Origin of the sequence: Candidatus Symbiopectobacterium sp. (assembly GCF_020054415.1) — a bacterium.
GTDB lineage: Bacteria > Pseudomonadota > Gammaproteobacteria > Enterobacterales > Enterobacteriaceae > Symbiopectobacterium.
The window spans coordinates 1-15,790 of sequence record NZ_JAHWCO010000381.1 but is presented as its reverse complement, the minus strand read 5'-3'; the positions used below and the strand labels follow the sequence as shown (position 1 = coordinate 15,790).

General features: G+C 54.1%; 15 protein-coding genes and 3 pseudogenes. 6 read left to right on the top strand and 12 right to left on the bottom strand.

The window, feature by feature from the left end; genetic code table 11:
- Positions 1-360, bottom strand: a pseudogene (locus QZ506_RS11325) (IS5/IS1182 family transposase); the annotation flags it as partial.
- Positions 361-502: 142 nt separating this feature from the next.
- Between QZ506_RS11325 and QZ506_RS11320 the strand changes: the two are divergent.
- From QZ506_RS11320 to QZ506_RS11305, 4 genes and pseudogenes are all read left to right on the top strand, one after another.
- Positions 503-2,059 carry a PTS transporter subunit EIIC gene (locus QZ506_RS11320; protein ID WP_291971137.1) on the top strand — a complete coding sequence of 519 codons (1,557 nt, stop codon included), beginning with the start codon at positions 503-505 and terminating at the stop codon, positions 2,057-2,059.
- A 13-nt stretch (positions 2,060-2,072) separates the two neighbouring features.
- Positions 2,073-3,431: pseudogene (locus QZ506_RS11315) on the top strand (6-phospho-alpha-glucosidase); the annotation flags it as partial.
- Between the two features lie 107 nt (positions 3,432-3,538).
- Positions 3,539-4,390, top strand: a complete 852-nt coding sequence (gene sseA, locus QZ506_RS11310; RefSeq protein WP_291971136.1) for a 3-mercaptopyruvate sulfurtransferase — start codon at positions 3,539-3,541, stop codon at positions 4,388-4,390.
- A gap of 33 nt (positions 4,391-4,423) precedes the next feature.
- Positions 4,424-5,215 carry a MurR/RpiR family transcriptional regulator gene (locus QZ506_RS11305; protein WP_291971134.1) on the top strand — a complete coding sequence of 264 codons (792 nt, stop codon included), beginning with the start codon at positions 4,424-4,426 and terminating at the stop codon, positions 5,213-5,215.
- A gap of 35 nt (positions 5,216-5,250) precedes the next feature.
- Here the strand turns inward: QZ506_RS11305 and sseB are convergent, their stop codons facing one another.
- The 11 genes from sseB to trmJ all read right to left on the bottom strand — a co-directional run bounded on the left by sseB (position 5,251) and on the right by trmJ (position 14,071).
- A complete protein-coding gene (gene sseB, locus QZ506_RS11300; RefSeq protein WP_291971141.1) occupies positions 5,251-6,051 on the bottom strand; it encodes an enhanced serine sensitivity protein SseB in 801 nt (266 codons plus the stop codon).
- A 21-nt stretch (positions 6,052-6,072) separates the two neighbouring features.
- On the bottom strand, positions 6,073-7,368 hold the full coding sequence (gene pepB, locus QZ506_RS11295; protein ID WP_291971132.1) for an aminopeptidase PepB: 1,296 nt from the start codon (positions 7,366-7,368) through the stop codon (positions 6,073-6,075).
- Positions 7,369-7,483: 115 nt separating this feature from the next.
- Positions 7,484-7,684 carry a Fe-S cluster assembly protein IscX gene (gene iscX / locus QZ506_RS11290; protein WP_291971129.1) on the bottom strand — a complete coding sequence of 67 codons (201 nt, stop codon included), beginning with the start codon at positions 7,682-7,684 and terminating at the stop codon, positions 7,484-7,486.
- 12 nt (positions 7,685-7,696) lie between these two features.
- Entirely contained in the window at positions 7,697-8,032 is a 336-nt protein-coding gene (gene fdx, locus QZ506_RS11285; protein ID WP_291971127.1) for an ISC system 2Fe-2S type ferredoxin, read from the bottom strand.
- Between the two features lie 2 nt (positions 8,033-8,034).
- The gene (gene hscA, locus QZ506_RS11280) at positions 8,035-9,885 is read right to left on the bottom strand and encodes a Fe-S protein assembly chaperone HscA (protein WP_291971125.1); all 1,851 of its coding nucleotides are present in this window, start codon (positions 9,883-9,885) and stop codon (positions 8,035-8,037) included.
- A gap of 88 nt (positions 9,886-9,973) precedes the next feature.
- Positions 9,974-10,492: a co-chaperone HscB gene (hscB, locus tag QZ506_RS11275; protein WP_291971124.1), complete on the bottom strand. Its 519-nt coding sequence runs from the start codon at positions 10,490-10,492 to the stop codon at positions 9,974-9,976.
- A gap of 87 nt (positions 10,493-10,579) precedes the next feature.
- Entirely contained in the window at positions 10,580-10,903 is a 324-nt protein-coding gene (gene iscA, locus QZ506_RS11270; RefSeq protein WP_196905571.1) for an iron-sulfur cluster assembly protein IscA, read from the bottom strand.
- Positions 10,904-10,976: 73 nt separating this feature from the next.
- Positions 10,977-11,363, bottom strand: coding sequence for a Fe-S cluster assembly scaffold IscU (iscU, locus tag QZ506_RS11265; RefSeq protein ID WP_195315164.1), 387 nt, complete (start codon positions 11,361-11,363; stop codon positions 10,977-10,979).
- Positions 11,364-11,387: 24 nt separating this feature from the next.
- The gene (locus QZ506_RS11260) at positions 11,388-12,602 is read right to left on the bottom strand and encodes an IscS subfamily cysteine desulfurase (RefSeq protein WP_291971122.1); all 1,215 of its coding nucleotides are present in this window, start codon (positions 12,600-12,602) and stop codon (positions 11,388-11,390) included.
- A 74-nt stretch (positions 12,603-12,676) separates the two neighbouring features.
- Positions 12,677-13,171 carry a Fe-S cluster assembly transcriptional regulator IscR gene (gene iscR, locus QZ506_RS11255; RefSeq protein ID WP_264623420.1) on the bottom strand — a complete coding sequence of 165 codons (495 nt, stop codon included), beginning with the start codon at positions 13,169-13,171 and terminating at the stop codon, positions 12,677-12,679.
- 165 nt (positions 13,172-13,336) lie between these two features.
- Entirely contained in the window at positions 13,337-14,071 is a 735-nt protein-coding gene (gene trmJ, locus QZ506_RS11250; protein WP_291971118.1) for a tRNA (cytosine(32)/uridine(32)-2'-O)-methyltransferase TrmJ, read from the bottom strand.
- Between the two features lie 132 nt (positions 14,072-14,203).
- Here trmJ and suhB point away from each other — a divergent pair, with 132 nt between their 5' ends.
- On the top strand, positions 14,204-15,007 hold the full coding sequence (gene suhB, locus QZ506_RS11245) for an inositol-1-monophosphatase (RefSeq protein ID WP_291971139.1): 804 nt from the start codon (positions 14,204-14,206) through the stop codon (positions 15,005-15,007).
- 183 nt (positions 15,008-15,190) lie between these two features.
- Positions 15,191-15,652: pseudogene (locus QZ506_RS11240) on the top strand (ABC transporter substrate-binding protein); the annotation flags it as partial.
- Positions 15,653-15,790 lie beyond the last annotated feature (138 nt).

Below are 15,790 nucleotides of genomic sequence, written 5' to 3'. Positions count from 1 at the left end.
GGTGCCAAAACCACCGCGAGAGCGACCCAGACCGTTATCTCCGGAGATATCGGGATGTTTTTTTGAGCACCGGCAGCGCATTTCAGCGCCCGGATATTACTGCCATCCAGCGCCGTGGTAGACCAGTCAACGAGACCATGCTCGTCAAGAGCATAAAGTAACCTGTTGAAAATAATGTTAATAACACCCTATTTTGACCACCGACTAAAGCGGTTATATACGGTTTTCCACGGACCATATCGCTCAGGTAAATTTACGATGTTCTGCCCATGGACGTCCGGCACGTGGTATTGCTGGTTCAGCAGGCAGTAAAGACTGGATGATCATCCATGCCTCATCGGGAAGGTCGTAGCGAGCCATAGTTAAATATACTGTGGAAACATACGGTTACTATAACTCAGGCAATTAAGGGACACAGCCTAGTCTTTACCCGTACGCTACACCTTCTCAGGTGACACCTGACAGACGTTACCCTTAACAATAGCCACGAAGAGGGCAAAAAATGAAAAGAGCCGTTAATGCGTTGCAGAATTTCGGAAAATCGCTGTACGGTACGGTGCTGATCCTGCCAATCGTCGGGTTGTTTATCGCGTTTGGTAATGTGTTCGGTAACGGCAACCTGGCCGAATATCTGCCTTTGCTGCACCACCCTATTATTCAGAATTTTGGTCAACTGATCGCCAAATCCGCCGTTGCCATCCTGGCCAACCTAGCGCTGGTGTTTGCCGTCGGCATCCCCATTGGCCTTGCCACCCGTGACAAAGGCTATGCCGCCCTAATCGTGTTAGTGACCTTTATCATTTTCATCAACGCAATGAACATTACGCCACAACTTCAGGGCAAACTGGTGCCTGCCGCAGAGATGCGTCCTGCACGGAAAGGCATGGTGCTGGGGGTGCACGTGCTGGAAATGTGCGTGTTCGCCGGTATCCTCATCGGTGCCTTTGCCGGTTATCTGTTTAACCGTTATTCCAGCAAACAGTTTAACGGTGTGATGGCTATCTACTCAGGCCACTGTTTTGTCACCATTCTGGCGATCCCTAGTGCGATATTGCTCGGCTATGTCATGAGCGCCGTCTGGCACTATGCCCAGCACGGTATCAGCGCACTGGCCTTTGCGATTAAAGGCGTAGGACCGTTTGGGGTAGCGATTTACGGCTTCCTTGAACGTATTCTGATCCCGACCGTGTTGCATCATCTAGTCTATACCCCGTTCCTTTATACCGAACTCGGTGGAACCGCCGATGTGTGCTGCAAGCTGTATCAGGGTGCGAGTAATATTTGTTTCGCTGAAATGGCCTGCCCCAGTGTCACACAACTGAGTCCAACCGTCGCCTGGGATGCGCGCGGAATCAGTAAAATGTTCGACCTGACCGCAGCGGCACTGGCGATGTATGTCACCGCTAAGCCAGAAAAACGCATTGCCGCCAAGTCCATCCTTATTCCTGCTGCCTTTACCTCTTTCCTGCTCGGCGTCACCGAGCCGCTGGAGTTCTCCTTCCTGTTCGTCGCGCCGTTACTGTTTGTGGTGCACGCAGTGTTGACCGGGCTAGGAATGATGCTGTCCTCGCTGCTTGGCGTGCATGCCATTGGCGCTAACGGCGTGATCGATTTTCTGCTGTATAACCTGCCACTGGGCATCGCCAAATCCAACTGGCCGATGTACATCGCGGTCGTTCTGATCATGTCGGTGATCTACTTCTTTGTGTTCCGCACTCTGATCCTGTACTTCGACATGCCGACACCCGGGCGTGAAGCGGATGAAGAAGAGATGCGGCTCTACTCCAAAACCGACTATCAGAGTAAAGCGCAGGAAAAAGGCAGCAACGTCCCCGACGGTGCCACTGTTATCGCCGGACTGGGCGGTAAACCCAATATTGAGGTGGTCGACAACTGCTACACCCGATTGCGGGTGACAGTGAAAGACACAGCGCTGGTTGATGACCAGCAGTTGAAAACCACTGGCGCCAAAGCCGTTATCCGCCAAGGCAACAATGTCCAAGTGGTATATGGCCTGCATGTAAAAACCGTTCGTGAAGCCGTAGAAAATGCGCTTTAAAAGGAGACAGACGATGACCAAACCCCCTTTCATCCTGACCATTGCCGGTGGCCGCAATACCTATACCCCAGGCATCGTGAAAAGCCTGATGGTGCGCCTAGCGGATTTCCCGCTGGCTGAAATCCGCTTGTACGACATAGATAATCAACGTCAGGACACCATCGCGCCGGTGGTCGAAAAGGTGATTCGCGATCACAGCGACAACATTCGTTTCTGTGTCACCACCGATCCAGAAGTGGCGTTCTCTGGTGCACATTTTGTGTTTGCACAGATGCGCGTTGGACAATACAAAATGCGCGAGCAGGACGAGAAGATCCCGCTACGTCACGGTGTAGTCGGACAGGAAACCTGCTTCCCCTGCGGATTAGCCTACTGCTTGCGCACCATCCTGCCGATGGTTGAACTGATCGATCTGGTTGAGCGCTTCGCACATAAAGATGCCTGGATTGTTAACTACTCCAATCCGGCGGCCATTGTCGCGGAAGGGATCCGCCGCCTGCACCCTGATGCCCGGGTACTGAATATCTGCGACATGCCGGTGGCTGCGATGCGCAATATCGCCGCCGTGCTGGGTGTAAAACGCGAGGAAATTACCGTTGATTACTTCGGCATGAATCACTTTGGCTGGTTTACCCGCGTACTGGTCGAGGGTGAGGATCGTTTGCCGGAGTTACGCGAGCACATCGCACGTTATGGCCTGCTAACTGCCAATGCCGCAGACACCGATCCGCAACATGCGGATCCATCATGGGTGAAAACCTGGCGCAATATCAAACCGGTGATGGATCACTTCCCAGAATACGTGCCGAACCCTTATTTGCAGTACTACCTGGTGCCTAATGAGATCGTCTCGCATCAGGATCCTAACTACACTCGCGCCAACTAAGTAATGGACGGGCGCGAGAAAAAACTGTTTGCCGCCGCCGCGACCTACAAACAAACCGGGATTTTGCCGGACGCGTTCCACGTTGGCGTGCACGGCGCATTTATTGTCGACGTTGCCTGCTCACTGGCGTTCGACCTGCGCCAGCGCCATCTGGTGATCGTTGAGAACAAAGGGGCTATTGCCAATCTGCCCTATGATGCGATGGTGGAAGTACGCGCGTATATCACGGCAAACGGACCGGAGCCAGTTCGCATGGGCAATGTGCCGACGTTCCACCGCGCGCTACTGGAACAACAGTTGGCATCCGAGCAGTTATTGGTGGAAGCGACCCTTGAAGGCAGCTACGAGAAAGCATTGCAGGCATTTACGCTCAATCGCACCGTGCCCACCATGCAGCATGCCAAAGCGATCCTTGATGAGATGATCGCTGCAAACCAGGAATATTGGCCGCAGTTGAAACAGTCCTACCGTGACGGCGTGGCGGTGAACGCAGGCAAACCCGAATATCTTCTTGTCGGAAAAGGAAAAATGGGTGACAATATTTACCACTGTTTCACTCAGGGCAGCACGCACTGCCCATGCGTGGGGTTTATATGTCAGCTTCTTCTTCCCGTTTTTTTGTTTCTGCCGACTGGCTCGCGGAGCATCTGGCTTCCGATGACATAACACTGATCGATGCGCGCATGTTACCCCCGGGTGAAACCAGCCGGGATATCCATGCTGAATACCGTGCGGGGCATCTGCCCGGCGCGGTTTTTTTTGATATTGAAACCCTGTCCGATCCCAACACCGCATTGCACCACATGATGCCTAGCGCAGAAGCGTTCGCCAAAGCGATGGGTGAATTGGGCATCAGCGACCAGCAACCGCTGGTAATTTACGATGAAGGTAACCTGTTTTCCGCTCCGCGTGCTTGGTGGATGCTAACCCACTTCGGCGCTCGTCAGGTGGCGATTCTTTCTGGCGGGCTGGCGGAGTGGAAAGCTCAGGGTTATCCGATTGAGCAGGGAGACGTACACCCCACGCCAGCACATTTTAATGCCGTGTTAATCGAAGGAGCGACCCGCTCTCGGGAACAGATATTGGCGATCATCCGTGACGGCTCGGCGCAAATCGTCGATGCGCGCCCTGCCCCGCGTTTTCGCGGTGAAGTGGATGAACCGCGCCCCGGCCTACGTCGCGGCCATATTCCCGGCAGCCTGAACGTGCCGTGGGGAGATCTGGTGACACAGGGCACCCTGAAACCCAGCCCTGAGCTGGCGACGATGCTGCACAAAGCGGGCCTGGATTTCAGCCGCCCGATTGTTGCCAGTTGCGGCTCTGGCGTCACCGCCGTGGTGGTGATCCTGGCGCTTGCGCAGTTGGGCGTGTCCAATGTCACGCTGTATGACGGTGCATGGAGCGAATGGGGCGCCCGTGATGATACCCCTATTGCACTAGGCTGATTGCCGCGCAGCAGCAGCAGCAGCAGCAGCACCATGGATAGCCGGCTGACATCACTGGTTCACCACGGCAGAGATTTGACGCGCGCGGAACACCGCGTGCTGGTGTTTATCGCCGAGCATGCGTCGCTGGTCGGCAAGATCACAGTGCGTGAACTGGCGCAGCAAACCTATGTCTCGACGGCAACCATTATGCGCCTGTGCCAAAAAATGGGGTTTAGCGGCTACAGCGAATTTATCTATCACTGCAAGCAGTTGCTCGCCGATACACTACGTTCGTTTCCGGCAACCCCCACGTCGCTTGCCAACGATGGCATCCCCGAAGCCTATCGCCATTTTGTCGCAAATTACGAAAAAACCTTCACCTACGTGACGCCCGCGCTGATGGACGCCTTCTGCCATATCCTGCGTCACGAGAGCCATTTTTTTCTTTACGGCGCCGGGTTCTCCCACCTGTTTACTGAGTACTTCGCGAAAAAGCTGAAAATACTGGGTAAGGATGCGTTTGTCTCCGGTCTGGGGGACAGCAAAGATATTTTTCTTATCAATGCCCCCAAATACCGCATCTTTATCGCTATCTCGCGCAGTGGAGAAACCGAGCAGGTGGTTGAAAAAGCGCAGATCGCCAGAAACATCGGCATGACCGTGGTCGCCTTCACTCGTGCATCGTTTAATCCGTTAGCCAACGTGGCAGATTTGCATTTTCGCTTGCATGATGACGCTATTCATTTTGCGGCAGAAGCGGGAGAGGTTAGCTCGTTCGGGTCTAATTTGGTGTTGCTGATTGATTTACTGCTGCTGCGAGCAACCACGGGCAACACGGTCTAGATGGCATCCCCTGAACAGGGGATGCACAAGGTAAATTACGCTTTGCCCGTTTGTTTGAACTCACGCAGGAAGCTCCCCCACTTACGTTCATAAAACGGCGTGGCGTGGTGCAGAAAATAGTGGCTTACGCCGCCCTTTTCATCCTTATCGACGATACAAATATCCACCGGCTGATCGCCGACGACAGTATCGCTGGCAACCGTGCCCACCGCTTGGATAACCGTCTCCACTTCATCCAAATCGACCAATTCCAGACCGATCAGCAGATTGTGTTCGGCTTCACCTTCCTGGATCTGCACTACCCACGCACGGCGCACCGGGCGATGCTTGGCAAGCAGTTGCGTCAGCGAATCAATCATTTGGTCCGGCGACGGTTCCGGCTGCCTGAGATGCACTTCTACTGGCTCGTCAACCACACTGCTTTGCACAAAGCCATTGCCTTCACCCGCCAGCATGTGTTCCACCTCTTGCGGCAGGAACTCTTTGCCGTAGGGGAGTTTAGGGTTAAGGAACAACGTCTGCCCCTGCGTTAATTCAAACAGCGAGCGGGCTGGCAGCGCCAGAAAGGCGGCTTCCGTTGAAATAGCCATCTGCAAGGCTTCCAGCGACGAGAAAAACGGAATAGCGGTACTGCCGTCGGGTTTTTCCCAATGCTGAATCTCAACCTGACTGCCCACTGGCAAGGTGCTGGCCCCCTGTTCGCTCACATCATCGCTGCCGCCAATGATATAGACGGTAGCGTCCATCAGTTCGGTGAAAAACTCAGGCCGATGTGCGGGCTCGGTCGCCGCCTTCATCAGCACCTCTTCCAACTTGTTTTGCGGGGTAAATGTCATACGGTTGTTATCACTCACGCCTTATTCACTTTCGCTCAGCAGCAGATTGGCCAGCGTACGCACGCCCAGACCAGTCGCTCCGGTCGCCCACTGCTCTACAGCCCCTTTACGGTAGGTGGCAGAACAGTCTATATGCAGCCACCCTTTCTGGTAGGACGAGACAAAATGCGACAAGAACGCCGCCGCCGTGCTGGCACCCGCGCTGTGCGCCGCGCCAGCAACGTTATTCAGTTCGGCAAAGCTGGACGGCAGTTGTGAACGGTGAAACGCTTCCAGTGGCAAACGCCAGAACGGTTCGTTTTCCTGTTTTGCGCTGGTGAGCAGGCGTTCAGCAAAGGCATCATCAAAGCTGAACAGCGCGTGATAGTCGTTACCCAACGCGGTTTTGGCCGTACCAGTGAGCGTGGCGCAGTCGATAATCCACTGTGGCGCTTGCGCGCTGGCATCAATCAGGCCATCCGCCAGCACCAGACGCCCTTCTGCATCGGTGTTCATCACTTCGACGGTTTTACCGTTGCGATAGCGCAAAATGTCACCGAGACGGAAGGCATTACCGCTCACCATATTGTCGGCACAGCACAGGTAGAGTTTTACGCGACGGGTTAACCCTTGTGCAATTGCCAGCGCCAGCGCACCGGTAACCAGCGCAGCGCCGCCCATATCGGATTTCATCGAATCCATAAAACCACTCGGCTTCAAGCTGTAGCCGCCGCTGTCAAAGGTGATGCCCTTGCCCACCAGACAAGCAAACACCGGCGCATCCGGGTTACCTGTCGGGTTAAAATCCAACGCCAACAACACTGGCTGACGTTCAGAACCACGCCCTACCGTATGCAGCCCGATATAGTTTTGATCGCGAAGATCTTCACCCTTGGTGATGCGGTAGCTAATAGCGTTGCCGCCCACATCGTGCAGCAAATCCACCGCACGCGTTGCCAGTTGTTCTGGCCCCAAATCTTCAGCGGGCAGGTTAATGGTGTCGCGGACCCAATCAACAACTTTCAGGCGCAGATCCAGCGCCTTGCACTGTGCCTCTTCCAACGGTGCCCATTCGACGGTACGTTTACCTTTCGGTGCGCGATAGCCTTGCCAGAACGCCCAGCTGGTTTCCAGATCCCAGCCTTCGCCCACCAGTTTGACGTGCTTGATACCTTGCCCGTCTATTTTGCGCGCTGCGCGTTGAATAATGCCCAGCGCCGCCGTTTCGGGCAGATGAATGGTGAATCCCTGTTCGTTCGCGCTCAACGACGCTTTTTCTCCCCAGCGTGCATCAGCAGGCTGGGTGGAGAGTGAAATCTGCATAGCTTCGCTTGTCATATCAGCTCCGTGGATATTATTTTCAACAGCAGCCTATACCCATCATGTTTCAATTCGAATTATTCAGGGTGATGGTGCTGAAAAAAAGGGCCGCCCGTCAGGCAGCCCCTAATTGTCATTCTGCTTCGTCTAACCACACCAGCAGTATCGCTTCCAAGATTTTTTCGTTGGACGCGTCCGGCACGTCATCAAACTCATCCAGCTCGTGAATCCAGCGATGCAGATCGGTAAAACGCACCGTTTTCGGGTCCGTATCAGGAAACGCGTCATACAGAGCTTCACCAATGGCACGGCTATCTGTCCATGTCAATCCCATGTTCAGCTCCTGTTAATGCTCGCGGGCATGGTTAATGGTGTAACGCGGGATCTCAACCACCAGATCGTCACCCGCGGCACGTGCCTGACAACCCAGACGGCTTTCGGGCTCCAGTCCCCAAGCTTTGTCCAGCATGTCATCTTCATCTTCTGTGCTTTCCGCGAGAGAATCAAACCCTTCGCGCACAATGCAATGGCAGGTAGTACACGCGCAGGATTTCTCGCAGGCGTGTTCGACTTCAATACCATTACGCAGGGCGACGTCCAGAATCGTCTCACCCACTTTTGCTTCCAATACCGCGCCTTCAGGACACAGATCCTGATGCGGTAAAAAAACTATCTTAGGCATGCTCACACCTCATCCACAGAGTGTCCTGCCAGCGCCCGACGAATGGAAGCATCCATACGACGCGCAGCGAACCCCTGGGTTTGTTGATCTACTGTTTTTATTGCGGCTTCAATCAGCGCAACGTCATCACCGGCACTCACCTGTTGCAGCGCAAATACCGCCTGAACGATAGACTCCTGTTCTTCGGCGCTCAGCAAATCCGCATCGGCGGCCAGTGCGCTTTGTACGCTTTCCAGCACCCGCGCAGCTTCGACTTTCTGCTCTGCCAGCATGCGCGCAGCGACGTCACTCTGCGCATTCTGCATCGAATCGGTGATCATCGCGGCAATTTCATCATCGCTCAGCCCATACGACGGTTTGACCTGAATCGCCGCTTCTACACCCGTGGATTTCTCCATTGCCGTGACGCTCAGCAGGCCATCCGCATCCACCTGAAAGGTAACACGAATATGCGCACCACCGGCGGGTAGCGGCGGGATACCGCGCAGTGAGAATCGCGCTAGCGAACGACAATCCTGCACCAGTTCGCGTTCACCTTGCAGCACATGGATCATCATGGCGGTCTGACCGTCTTTAAACGTGGTGAACTCCTGCGCGCGCGCCACCGGAATGGTGGTGTTACGTGGAATCACCTTCTCGACCAGGCCGCCCATGGTTTCCAGACCGAGCGACAGCGGGATCACATCCAGCAGCAGCATCTCGCTGTCTGTCTTGTTACCCACCAAAATATCCGCCTGAATGGCCGCACCCAGCGCCACCACTTTATCCGGATCGATGGCGGTCAACGGCGTGCGGCCAAAGAAATCTCCGACGCGGGTGCGCACCAATGGCACGCGGGTCGAGCCGCCCACCATCACCACTTCCTGTACCTCATCGGCCTGAACGCCCGCGTCTTTCAGCGCCCGACGGCAGGAAAGCAGCGTGCGTTTCACCAGCGGCTCGATAAGCGCATCGAACTGTTCGCGGCTCAGTTCGCCCTGCCAGGTGCCAACCTGTACCGTCACTGACGGCGCGGCGCTGAGCGCAACCTTGGCATGCAAGGCCGTTTCAATCAATTCACGCTGCACACGCGCATCGGAACGATCGTCGATGCCTGCCTGCTCGCGCAGCCACTCCACCAACAGGTGATCGAAGTCGTCACCGCCGAGCGCAGAATCACCACCGGTTGCCAGCACTTCAAACACCCCACGGCTTAAACGCAGGATGGAGATATCAAAGGTGCCACCGCCCAGATCGTAGACGGCAATCACCCCTTCTTTACCCGAATCCAGCCCGTAAGCGATGGCTGCCGCCGTCGGCTCATTGAGCAAACGCAGCACATGCAGCCCGGCCAGGCGCGCCGCGTCTTTGGTGCCTTGACGCTGAGCGTCATCGAAATAGGCAGGAACGGTGATCACTACACCATCCGGCACACCGCCCAGCGCTGCTTCAGCACGCACCGCGAGCGCAGAGAGAATATCTGCAGAAACCTGAATCGGGTTTTTGTTACCCGCCGCCGTTTGCAACACAGGCAAGCCGTTGTCACTGGCCTGAAAATGGTACGGAAAATGGGGATAACGTTGCTGAATATCAGCCAGCGAGCGGCCCATCAATCGCTTAACGGAACTGACGGTGTTGGCGGGATCGTTTACCGCCTGCGCCTGTGCATCCCAGCCGACATCGATACTTTCGGCATCATAGCGCACCACCGATGGCAGCAGTTCACGGCCTTCGGCATCCGCCAGCGGCTGTGCTTCGCCGCTGCGCACCGTTGCCACCAGCGAATTGGTGGTGCCGAGATCAATACCCACGGCAAGACGGCGCTGATGTGGTGCTGCGCTGAGGCCGGGTTCACTAATTTGTAATAGGGCCATATTGAGCTTCCATCAATTGGCTGTCAGCGCCACCGTTGCGCCGACGAAATAAAAAGACATTATTCGATTATGTGCATCACTGCGCAGATTAGCGATCCAGCAGTTGTTCTTCGAGTTGTTCCACCTGCTGTTGCAGCTTATCCAAAAAGCGGAGTTTACGCACCGTATCGGCCGCCGCCGACCACGATGCCTGCGCCAATTCGGACTGCATCCGCGCCGTGCGCTGCCGTGTCATGGCGGTTAACTGGTTGGAAAAATCGCCCAGTGCGGCTTCAGCCTCTGCCTGATGTGAAATCGCATCCAACTGCTCGCGCAGTTCCAGTTGCTCCATCAAAAAGGCAGTATCGCGCATCGTATGCTGCTCGTTACTCAGATCAAAACCGTGCAACGATAACATATATTCTGCGCGTTTCAGCGGATGTTTCAGCGACTGGTATGCATCATTAACCGTTGCCGCCTGCTGTACAGCCAGCAGACGCTCCCGTTCGTGCTGCGTGGCAAAACGATCAGGATGGAACTTGCGTTGCAGTTCCTGATAACGAGAAAGGAGCAGGCTGCCATCCACATCGTAGTGAACCGGCAGCCCGAATAACGTAAAGTAATCCATAGTGCGCTCGGACATTCTGGCGCTAACGGGTAGCCGCCCTGTGCCAATGCGTCACGAGCATGCTCCCGTTAACACGGGCAAAACGATTCAGACCGTAAAGCTTTCGCCGCAGCCGCATTCGCCGTTAACGTTGGGATTATTGAACTTGAATCCTTCGTTCAGACCTTCTTTGACGAAATCCAACTGCGTGCCATCGAGATAAACTAGGCTTTTTCCATCAATGATGACCTTTACCCCTTTATCCTCAAATACCACATCGTCGTCGTTAAGGTCGTCAACAAACTCAAGCACATAAGCCATGCCAGAACAACCTGACGTCCGCACACCCAAGCGCAGACCGACGCCTTTGCCTCGATTTGCCATAAAAGCGCTGACACGTTGTGCTGCGCTATCGCTAAGAGAAATAGACATACAACAACCTCAATATCGTTAGCACGCCTTCTGCCCAACGGGGTCACGCCGGGCAGCACGGTTCACCGACAGATTATTTCGCTGTGCGTTTGCTTTTGTAATCCGCGATCGCTGCTTTGATCGCATCTTCCGCCAGAATAGAACAGTGAATTTTCACCGGAGGCAATTCCAGTTCCTCGGCGATCTGGGTGTTCTTGATAGCCTCGGCTTCGTCCAGAGACTTGCCTTTCACCCATTCAGTAATCAGCGAACTGGAAGCAATGGCGGAGCCACAACCGTAGGTTTTGAAACGTGCGTCTTCGATAATGCCGTTGTCGCTGACTTTGATCTGTAATTTCATTACGTCGCCACACGCCGGTGCACCCACCATGCCGCTGCCAATCGAAGGATCGGCGTTGTCAAAGGAGCCGACGTTGCGCGGATTTTCGTAATGATCGATAACTTTTTCGCTGTATGCCATGATTAACGTTCTCCGTGCTGCGAATTAATGATGAGCCCATTCGATGGTGGTCAGATCCACGCCCTGCTTGAACATCTCCCACAGCGGGGAAAGGTCACGCAGACGTCCGATGGATTTCTGGACCAAATCGATGGTGTAGTCGATCTCTTCCTCGGTAGTAAAACGGCCGAGAGAAAAGCGGATCGAGCTGTGCGCCAATTCATCATTCATGCCCAGCGCACGCAGCACATAGGATGGCTCCAGGCTCGCAGAGGTACAGGCAGAACCAGAGGAGACAGCCAGGTCTTTCAGCGCCATGATCAGGGATTCACCCTCAACATAGTTAAAGCTGACGTTCAGGATATTCGGTGCGCCCTGCTCCAGGTCACCGTTAAGATACACTTCTTCAATATCCTTGATACCGTTCCACAAGCGATGACGCAGTGCGCTCAGGCGAGCAACTTCTGCCACCATTTCTTCTTTGGCGATACGGTACGCTTCGCCCATGCCGACGATCTGGTGCACGGGCAAGGTGCCGGAACGCATACCGCGCTCGTGACCGCCGCCGTGCATTTGCGCTTCAATACGGATACGGGGTTTACGACGCACATACAGCGCGCCGATGCCTTTCGGGCCATAGATTTTATGACCAGAGAAAGACATTAAATCGATTTTGATCTTGCTGAGATCGATAGGCAGTTTGCCCACGCTCTGCGTGGCATCAACGTGGAACACGATACCATGACTGCGGCACATCTCGCCGATAGCGGCAATGTCTTGTACCACACCAATTTCGTTGTTCACGTGCATGATGGAAACCACAATGGTGTCTTCACGCATTGCCGCTTCGAGTTCGTGCAGGTCAATAATGCCATTACGCGGCGGCGCGAGGTAAGTGACCTCAAAGCCTTCACGCTCTAGCTGACGGCAGGTATCCAGCACGGCCTTATGTTCGGTCTTGCTGGTAATGATGTGCTTGCCTTTCTTCTGATAGAAGTTGGCGGCACCTTTGATAGCCAGGTTGTCGGCTTCGGTCGCGCCGGACGTGAACACAATTTCACGCGGATCGGCACACACCAGATCGGCGATTTGGTTACGCGCGATATCCACTGCCTCTTCCGCCTGCCAACCAAAGCGGTGAGAACGGGAAGCCGGGTTGCCAAACGTACCGCCCAAGGTCAAAAACTGCATCATTTTTTCAGCCACGCGCGGGTCAACCGGCGTCGTGGCTGAATAGTCTAGATAAATGGGTAACTTCATTGCTCATAAACTCCGTACATCACTTCAAAACGTACAATGCGTTTTGTTTTTATTATTCCTGCGAGGATGAACTGTCAGGCGCGCAGATTAACATTAATGGTTTCTTGAATACGTCCGTTTGCGGTACGACGAATGTCAGCATCCTGACGATCCGCCACGTCCAGCACTTCCTGATTATTCACCAGTTCGTCCAGCGTGATATTGTTCAAGAAATCGGTGATACGGTCGCTGAGATCGCGCCACAGCGTGTGCGTCAGGCAGCGATCGCCACCCTGGCAGCCTTCACGCCCCTGGCAACGGGTCGCATCGACGGATTCGTCTACGGCAGAGATCACGGCACCAACGGCGATTTCATTGGCGTTTTTGCCCAGAAGGTAACCACCGCCCGGCCCACGGACGCTGGAAACCAGCCCGTTTTTGCGCAAGCGAGAGAACAGTTGTTCCAGATACGACAGCGATATTCCCTGCCGCTCGGAAATATCCGCCAAAGGAACCGGCCCTTCTTTGGAGTGCAGCGCCACATCAAGCATGGCGGTAACGGCATAACGGCCTTTTGATGTCAGTCTCATAATAGTGGTACCTGTAGATAAAACAGCTTATTATCGAACACGGTTATTATAAACATGCACTGTGAATGCGTATACTTACATAGCACACTTTGAGTCTGACATTCCCGAGTGTTTTAGTCAACTATTTAACCGAGTAATTCACTCAAGTATTTCTTCGCTACTTTTCTATTCCTGACCGTCATGCCGGTTTTTTTGTACCGAGCTTAACATGCCGCGCAGAATGGCTAACTCCTGCTCTTCCGGGCGGGCACGGGTAAATAAACGGCGCAGCTTGTGCATCACCTGCCCCTGATGAGCCTTACGAATAAAACCGGTGTAGTGCAGCGTTTCTTCCAGATGGGTATAGAAGCGTTCCAGATCGTCAACCAGCGGGTAAGGTTCTTCCGCAATCTGCGGTGCTCCCTGCGCCTGCAAATCCAAATGCGCAACGCGCACTTCATAAGCGATCAGTTGTACTGCCATCGCCAGATTTAACGAACTGTACTCGGGATTGGCGGGAATGCAGACGTGATAGTGGCACTTTTGCAGTTCATCGTTGGTTAACCCCACGCGTTCGCGGCCAAACACCAGCGCCACCGGTGTGTGCTGCGCTTCGTGCGCACTGCGCACACCACATTCGCGCGGTTCGAGCACTGGCCAAGGCAGCGAACGGGAACGCGCGCTGGTGCCAACCACCAGGTTGCAGCCAACCAGCGCTTCATCCAGGGTATTGACCAGCGTAGCGTTACCAATAATATCGCTGGCACCTGCGGCCAGTGTGATCGCCTGTGAATCCGGTTTGATCAGTGGGTTCACCAGATAGAGGTTCTTTAACCCCATGGTTTTCATCGCTCTGGCGGTGGACCCCATGTTTCCCGTGTGCGAGGTTTCCACCAGAACGATACGAATATTATCTAACATGTTGACTCGGCAGTAAGAAAGAAGAAAAAGAGTGAAAAACATGATTAGTGTATCACAGACTTCGCTATTTTCTCTTTCCCCTGCTATACTGCGCCTCGCTTTCTGTTCTTTAACATCCTAGTGGACGATACCATGCATCCGATGCTTAACATCGCTGTGCGCGCTGCGCGCAAGGGCGGTAATTTAATTGCCAAGAATTATGAAACCCCTGACGCCGTTGAAGCGAGCCAAAAAGGCACCAACGACTTCGTTACCAACGTTGACCGCGACGCCAACCGCCTGATTATTGAGGTGATTCGCAAATCCTACCCCCAGCACACCATTATTGGTGAAGAGTGCGGCGAAGTAGTCGGTGAAGACGACACAGTGCAATGGATTATCGATCCGCTGGATGGCACCACCAACTTCGTTAAACGTCTCCCCCATTTTGCTGTTTCCATTGCAGTGCGCATTAAAGGCCGCACTGAAGTCGCTGTGGTTTACGATCCGATGCGCAATGAGCTGTTTACCGCCACTCGCGGTCAGGGTGCACAGCTGAACGGCTATCGTCTGCGCAGCGGCAACGCGCGCGATCTGGGAGGTACCATTCTGGCGACCGGTTTTCCTTTCAAGCAGAAGCAGCACGCGACCCCTTACATCAATATTGTGTCAGCCCTTTTTACCACCTGCGCTGACTTCCGTCGCACCGGTTCTGCCGCGCTGGATCTGGCCTATGTGGCTGCGGGCCGCGTAGACGGTTTCTTCGAGATTGGCCTGAAACCCTGGGATTTCGCTGGGGGCGAGCTGCTGGTGCGTGAAGCAGGCGGTATCGTGACTGACTTCGTCGGCGGCCACAACTACCTCGCTTCTGGCAATCTGGTGGCGGGCAACCCGCGCGTGGTGAAGTCCATTCTGGCAGCCATTCGTGAACAACTTAGCGGAGCCCTGAAACGCTAAGGCAGTCCTTTGTCCCGTTCGCCGTTGGTGGGCGGGGCAACATCTGATATTTTTCCTTACATTGCGTTCCTGTTAAGTTTTGGCGTATGGTAATACGATAATGATTATCAAATGCATTAAATCTGTCTGATTTGTATTAGGAGAGGCCTAATTCATCAGGACAGGTGGTAACGGGACAACACCATGTTTAAGAAATCCATCAACTCGCTGTTTTTCACCGCACTCCTTGCCACACCGTTTTTCAGCCACGCCACACAATATCCTTTAAGTGTCACCGATATGGCGGGCAATACCGTTACGCTGCAACAAAAGCCGAAGCATCTGGTGCTGCAAGACGGGCGCGATATTATGGCGCTGGCTCTGCTGGATCGCGACGATCCGTTCCAGCGTTTAGTGGCGTGGAACAACCTGCCGAAAAAACAGGATACCGCTACCTAGAACCTGTTGAAGGGCAAATTGCCGGACGCAGAAAACATCCTTGATATGGGCTTTGGTGACAAAGGCGATATCGAGCTGGAAAGTGTGCTGGTGAAAAAACCGGATTTGATGGTGGCGCAACTGCGTGCCAAAGCGTCACTGGAAGGCAATGGCGTCGTTAACAAGCTGAACGAACTGCACATTCCATTGCTGTTTGTCTATTATGAGGCTTTGTTGAATAAATAGAACTTTTGGGTAATCATCGGAGCAGATCACCACAGTTGTTTCAAAATCAGGTCTCCATGGCAAAACAAAATTTTAAAATCACCAACTTGCCCTCTTATAACAAGGCCCTCAAGCAGCGCG

What these genes read in the sequence shown, in the direction of transcription:
- trmJ (WP_291971118.1), bottom strand. Translation starts at nt 14,071, where the DNA reads ATGTTAGATAATATTCGTATCGTTCTGGTGGAAACCTCGCACACGGGA.
- iscX (WP_291971129.1), bottom strand. Translation starts at nt 7,684, where the DNA reads ATGGGATTGACATGGACAGATAGCCGTGCCATTGGTGAAGCTCTGTAT.
- sseA (WP_291971136.1), top strand. Translation starts at nt 3,539, where the DNA reads ATGTCAGCTTCTTCTTCCCGTTTTTTTGTTTCTGCCGACTGGCTCGCG.
- sseB (WP_291971141.1), bottom strand. Translation starts at nt 6,051, where the DNA reads ATGACATTTACCCCGCAAAACAAGTTGGAAGAGGTGCTGATGAAGGCG.
- suhB (WP_291971139.1), top strand. Translation starts at nt 14,204, where the DNA reads ATGCATCCGATGCTTAACATCGCTGTGCGCGCTGCGCGCAAGGGCGGT.
- QZ506_RS11260 (WP_291971122.1), bottom strand. Translation starts at nt 12,602, where the DNA reads ATGAAGTTACCCATTTATCTAGACTATTCAGCCACGACGCCGGTTGAC.
- pepB (WP_291971132.1), bottom strand. Translation starts at nt 7,368, where the DNA reads ATGACAAGCGAAGCTATGCAGATTTCACTCTCCACCCAGCCTGCTGAT.
- iscU (WP_195315164.1), bottom strand. Translation starts at nt 11,363, where the DNA reads ATGGCATACAGCGAAAAAGTTATCGATCATTACGAAAATCCGCGCAAC.
- iscA (WP_196905571.1), bottom strand. Translation starts at nt 10,903, where the DNA reads ATGTCTATTTCTCTTAGCGATAGCGCAGCACAACGTGTCAGCGCTTTT.
- iscR (WP_264623420.1), bottom strand. Translation starts at nt 13,171, where the DNA reads ATGAGACTGACATCAAAAGGCCGTTATGCCGTTACCGCCATGCTTGAT.
- QZ506_RS11305 (WP_291971134.1), top strand. Translation starts at nt 4,424, where the DNA reads ATGGATAGCCGGCTGACATCACTGGTTCACCACGGCAGAGATTTGACG.
- hscA (WP_291971125.1), bottom strand. Translation starts at nt 9,885, where the DNA reads ATGGCCCTATTACAAATTAGTGAACCCGGCCTCAGCGCAGCACCACAT.
- QZ506_RS11320 (WP_291971137.1), top strand. Translation starts at nt 503, where the DNA reads ATGAAAAGAGCCGTTAATGCGTTGCAGAATTTCGGAAAATCGCTGTAC.
- fdx (WP_291971127.1), bottom strand. Translation starts at nt 8,032, where the DNA reads ATGCCTAAGATAGTTTTTTTACCGCATCAGGATCTGTGTCCTGAAGGC.
- hscB (WP_291971124.1), bottom strand. Translation starts at nt 10,492, where the DNA reads ATGGATTACTTTACGTTATTCGGGCTGCCGGTTCACTACGATGTGGAT.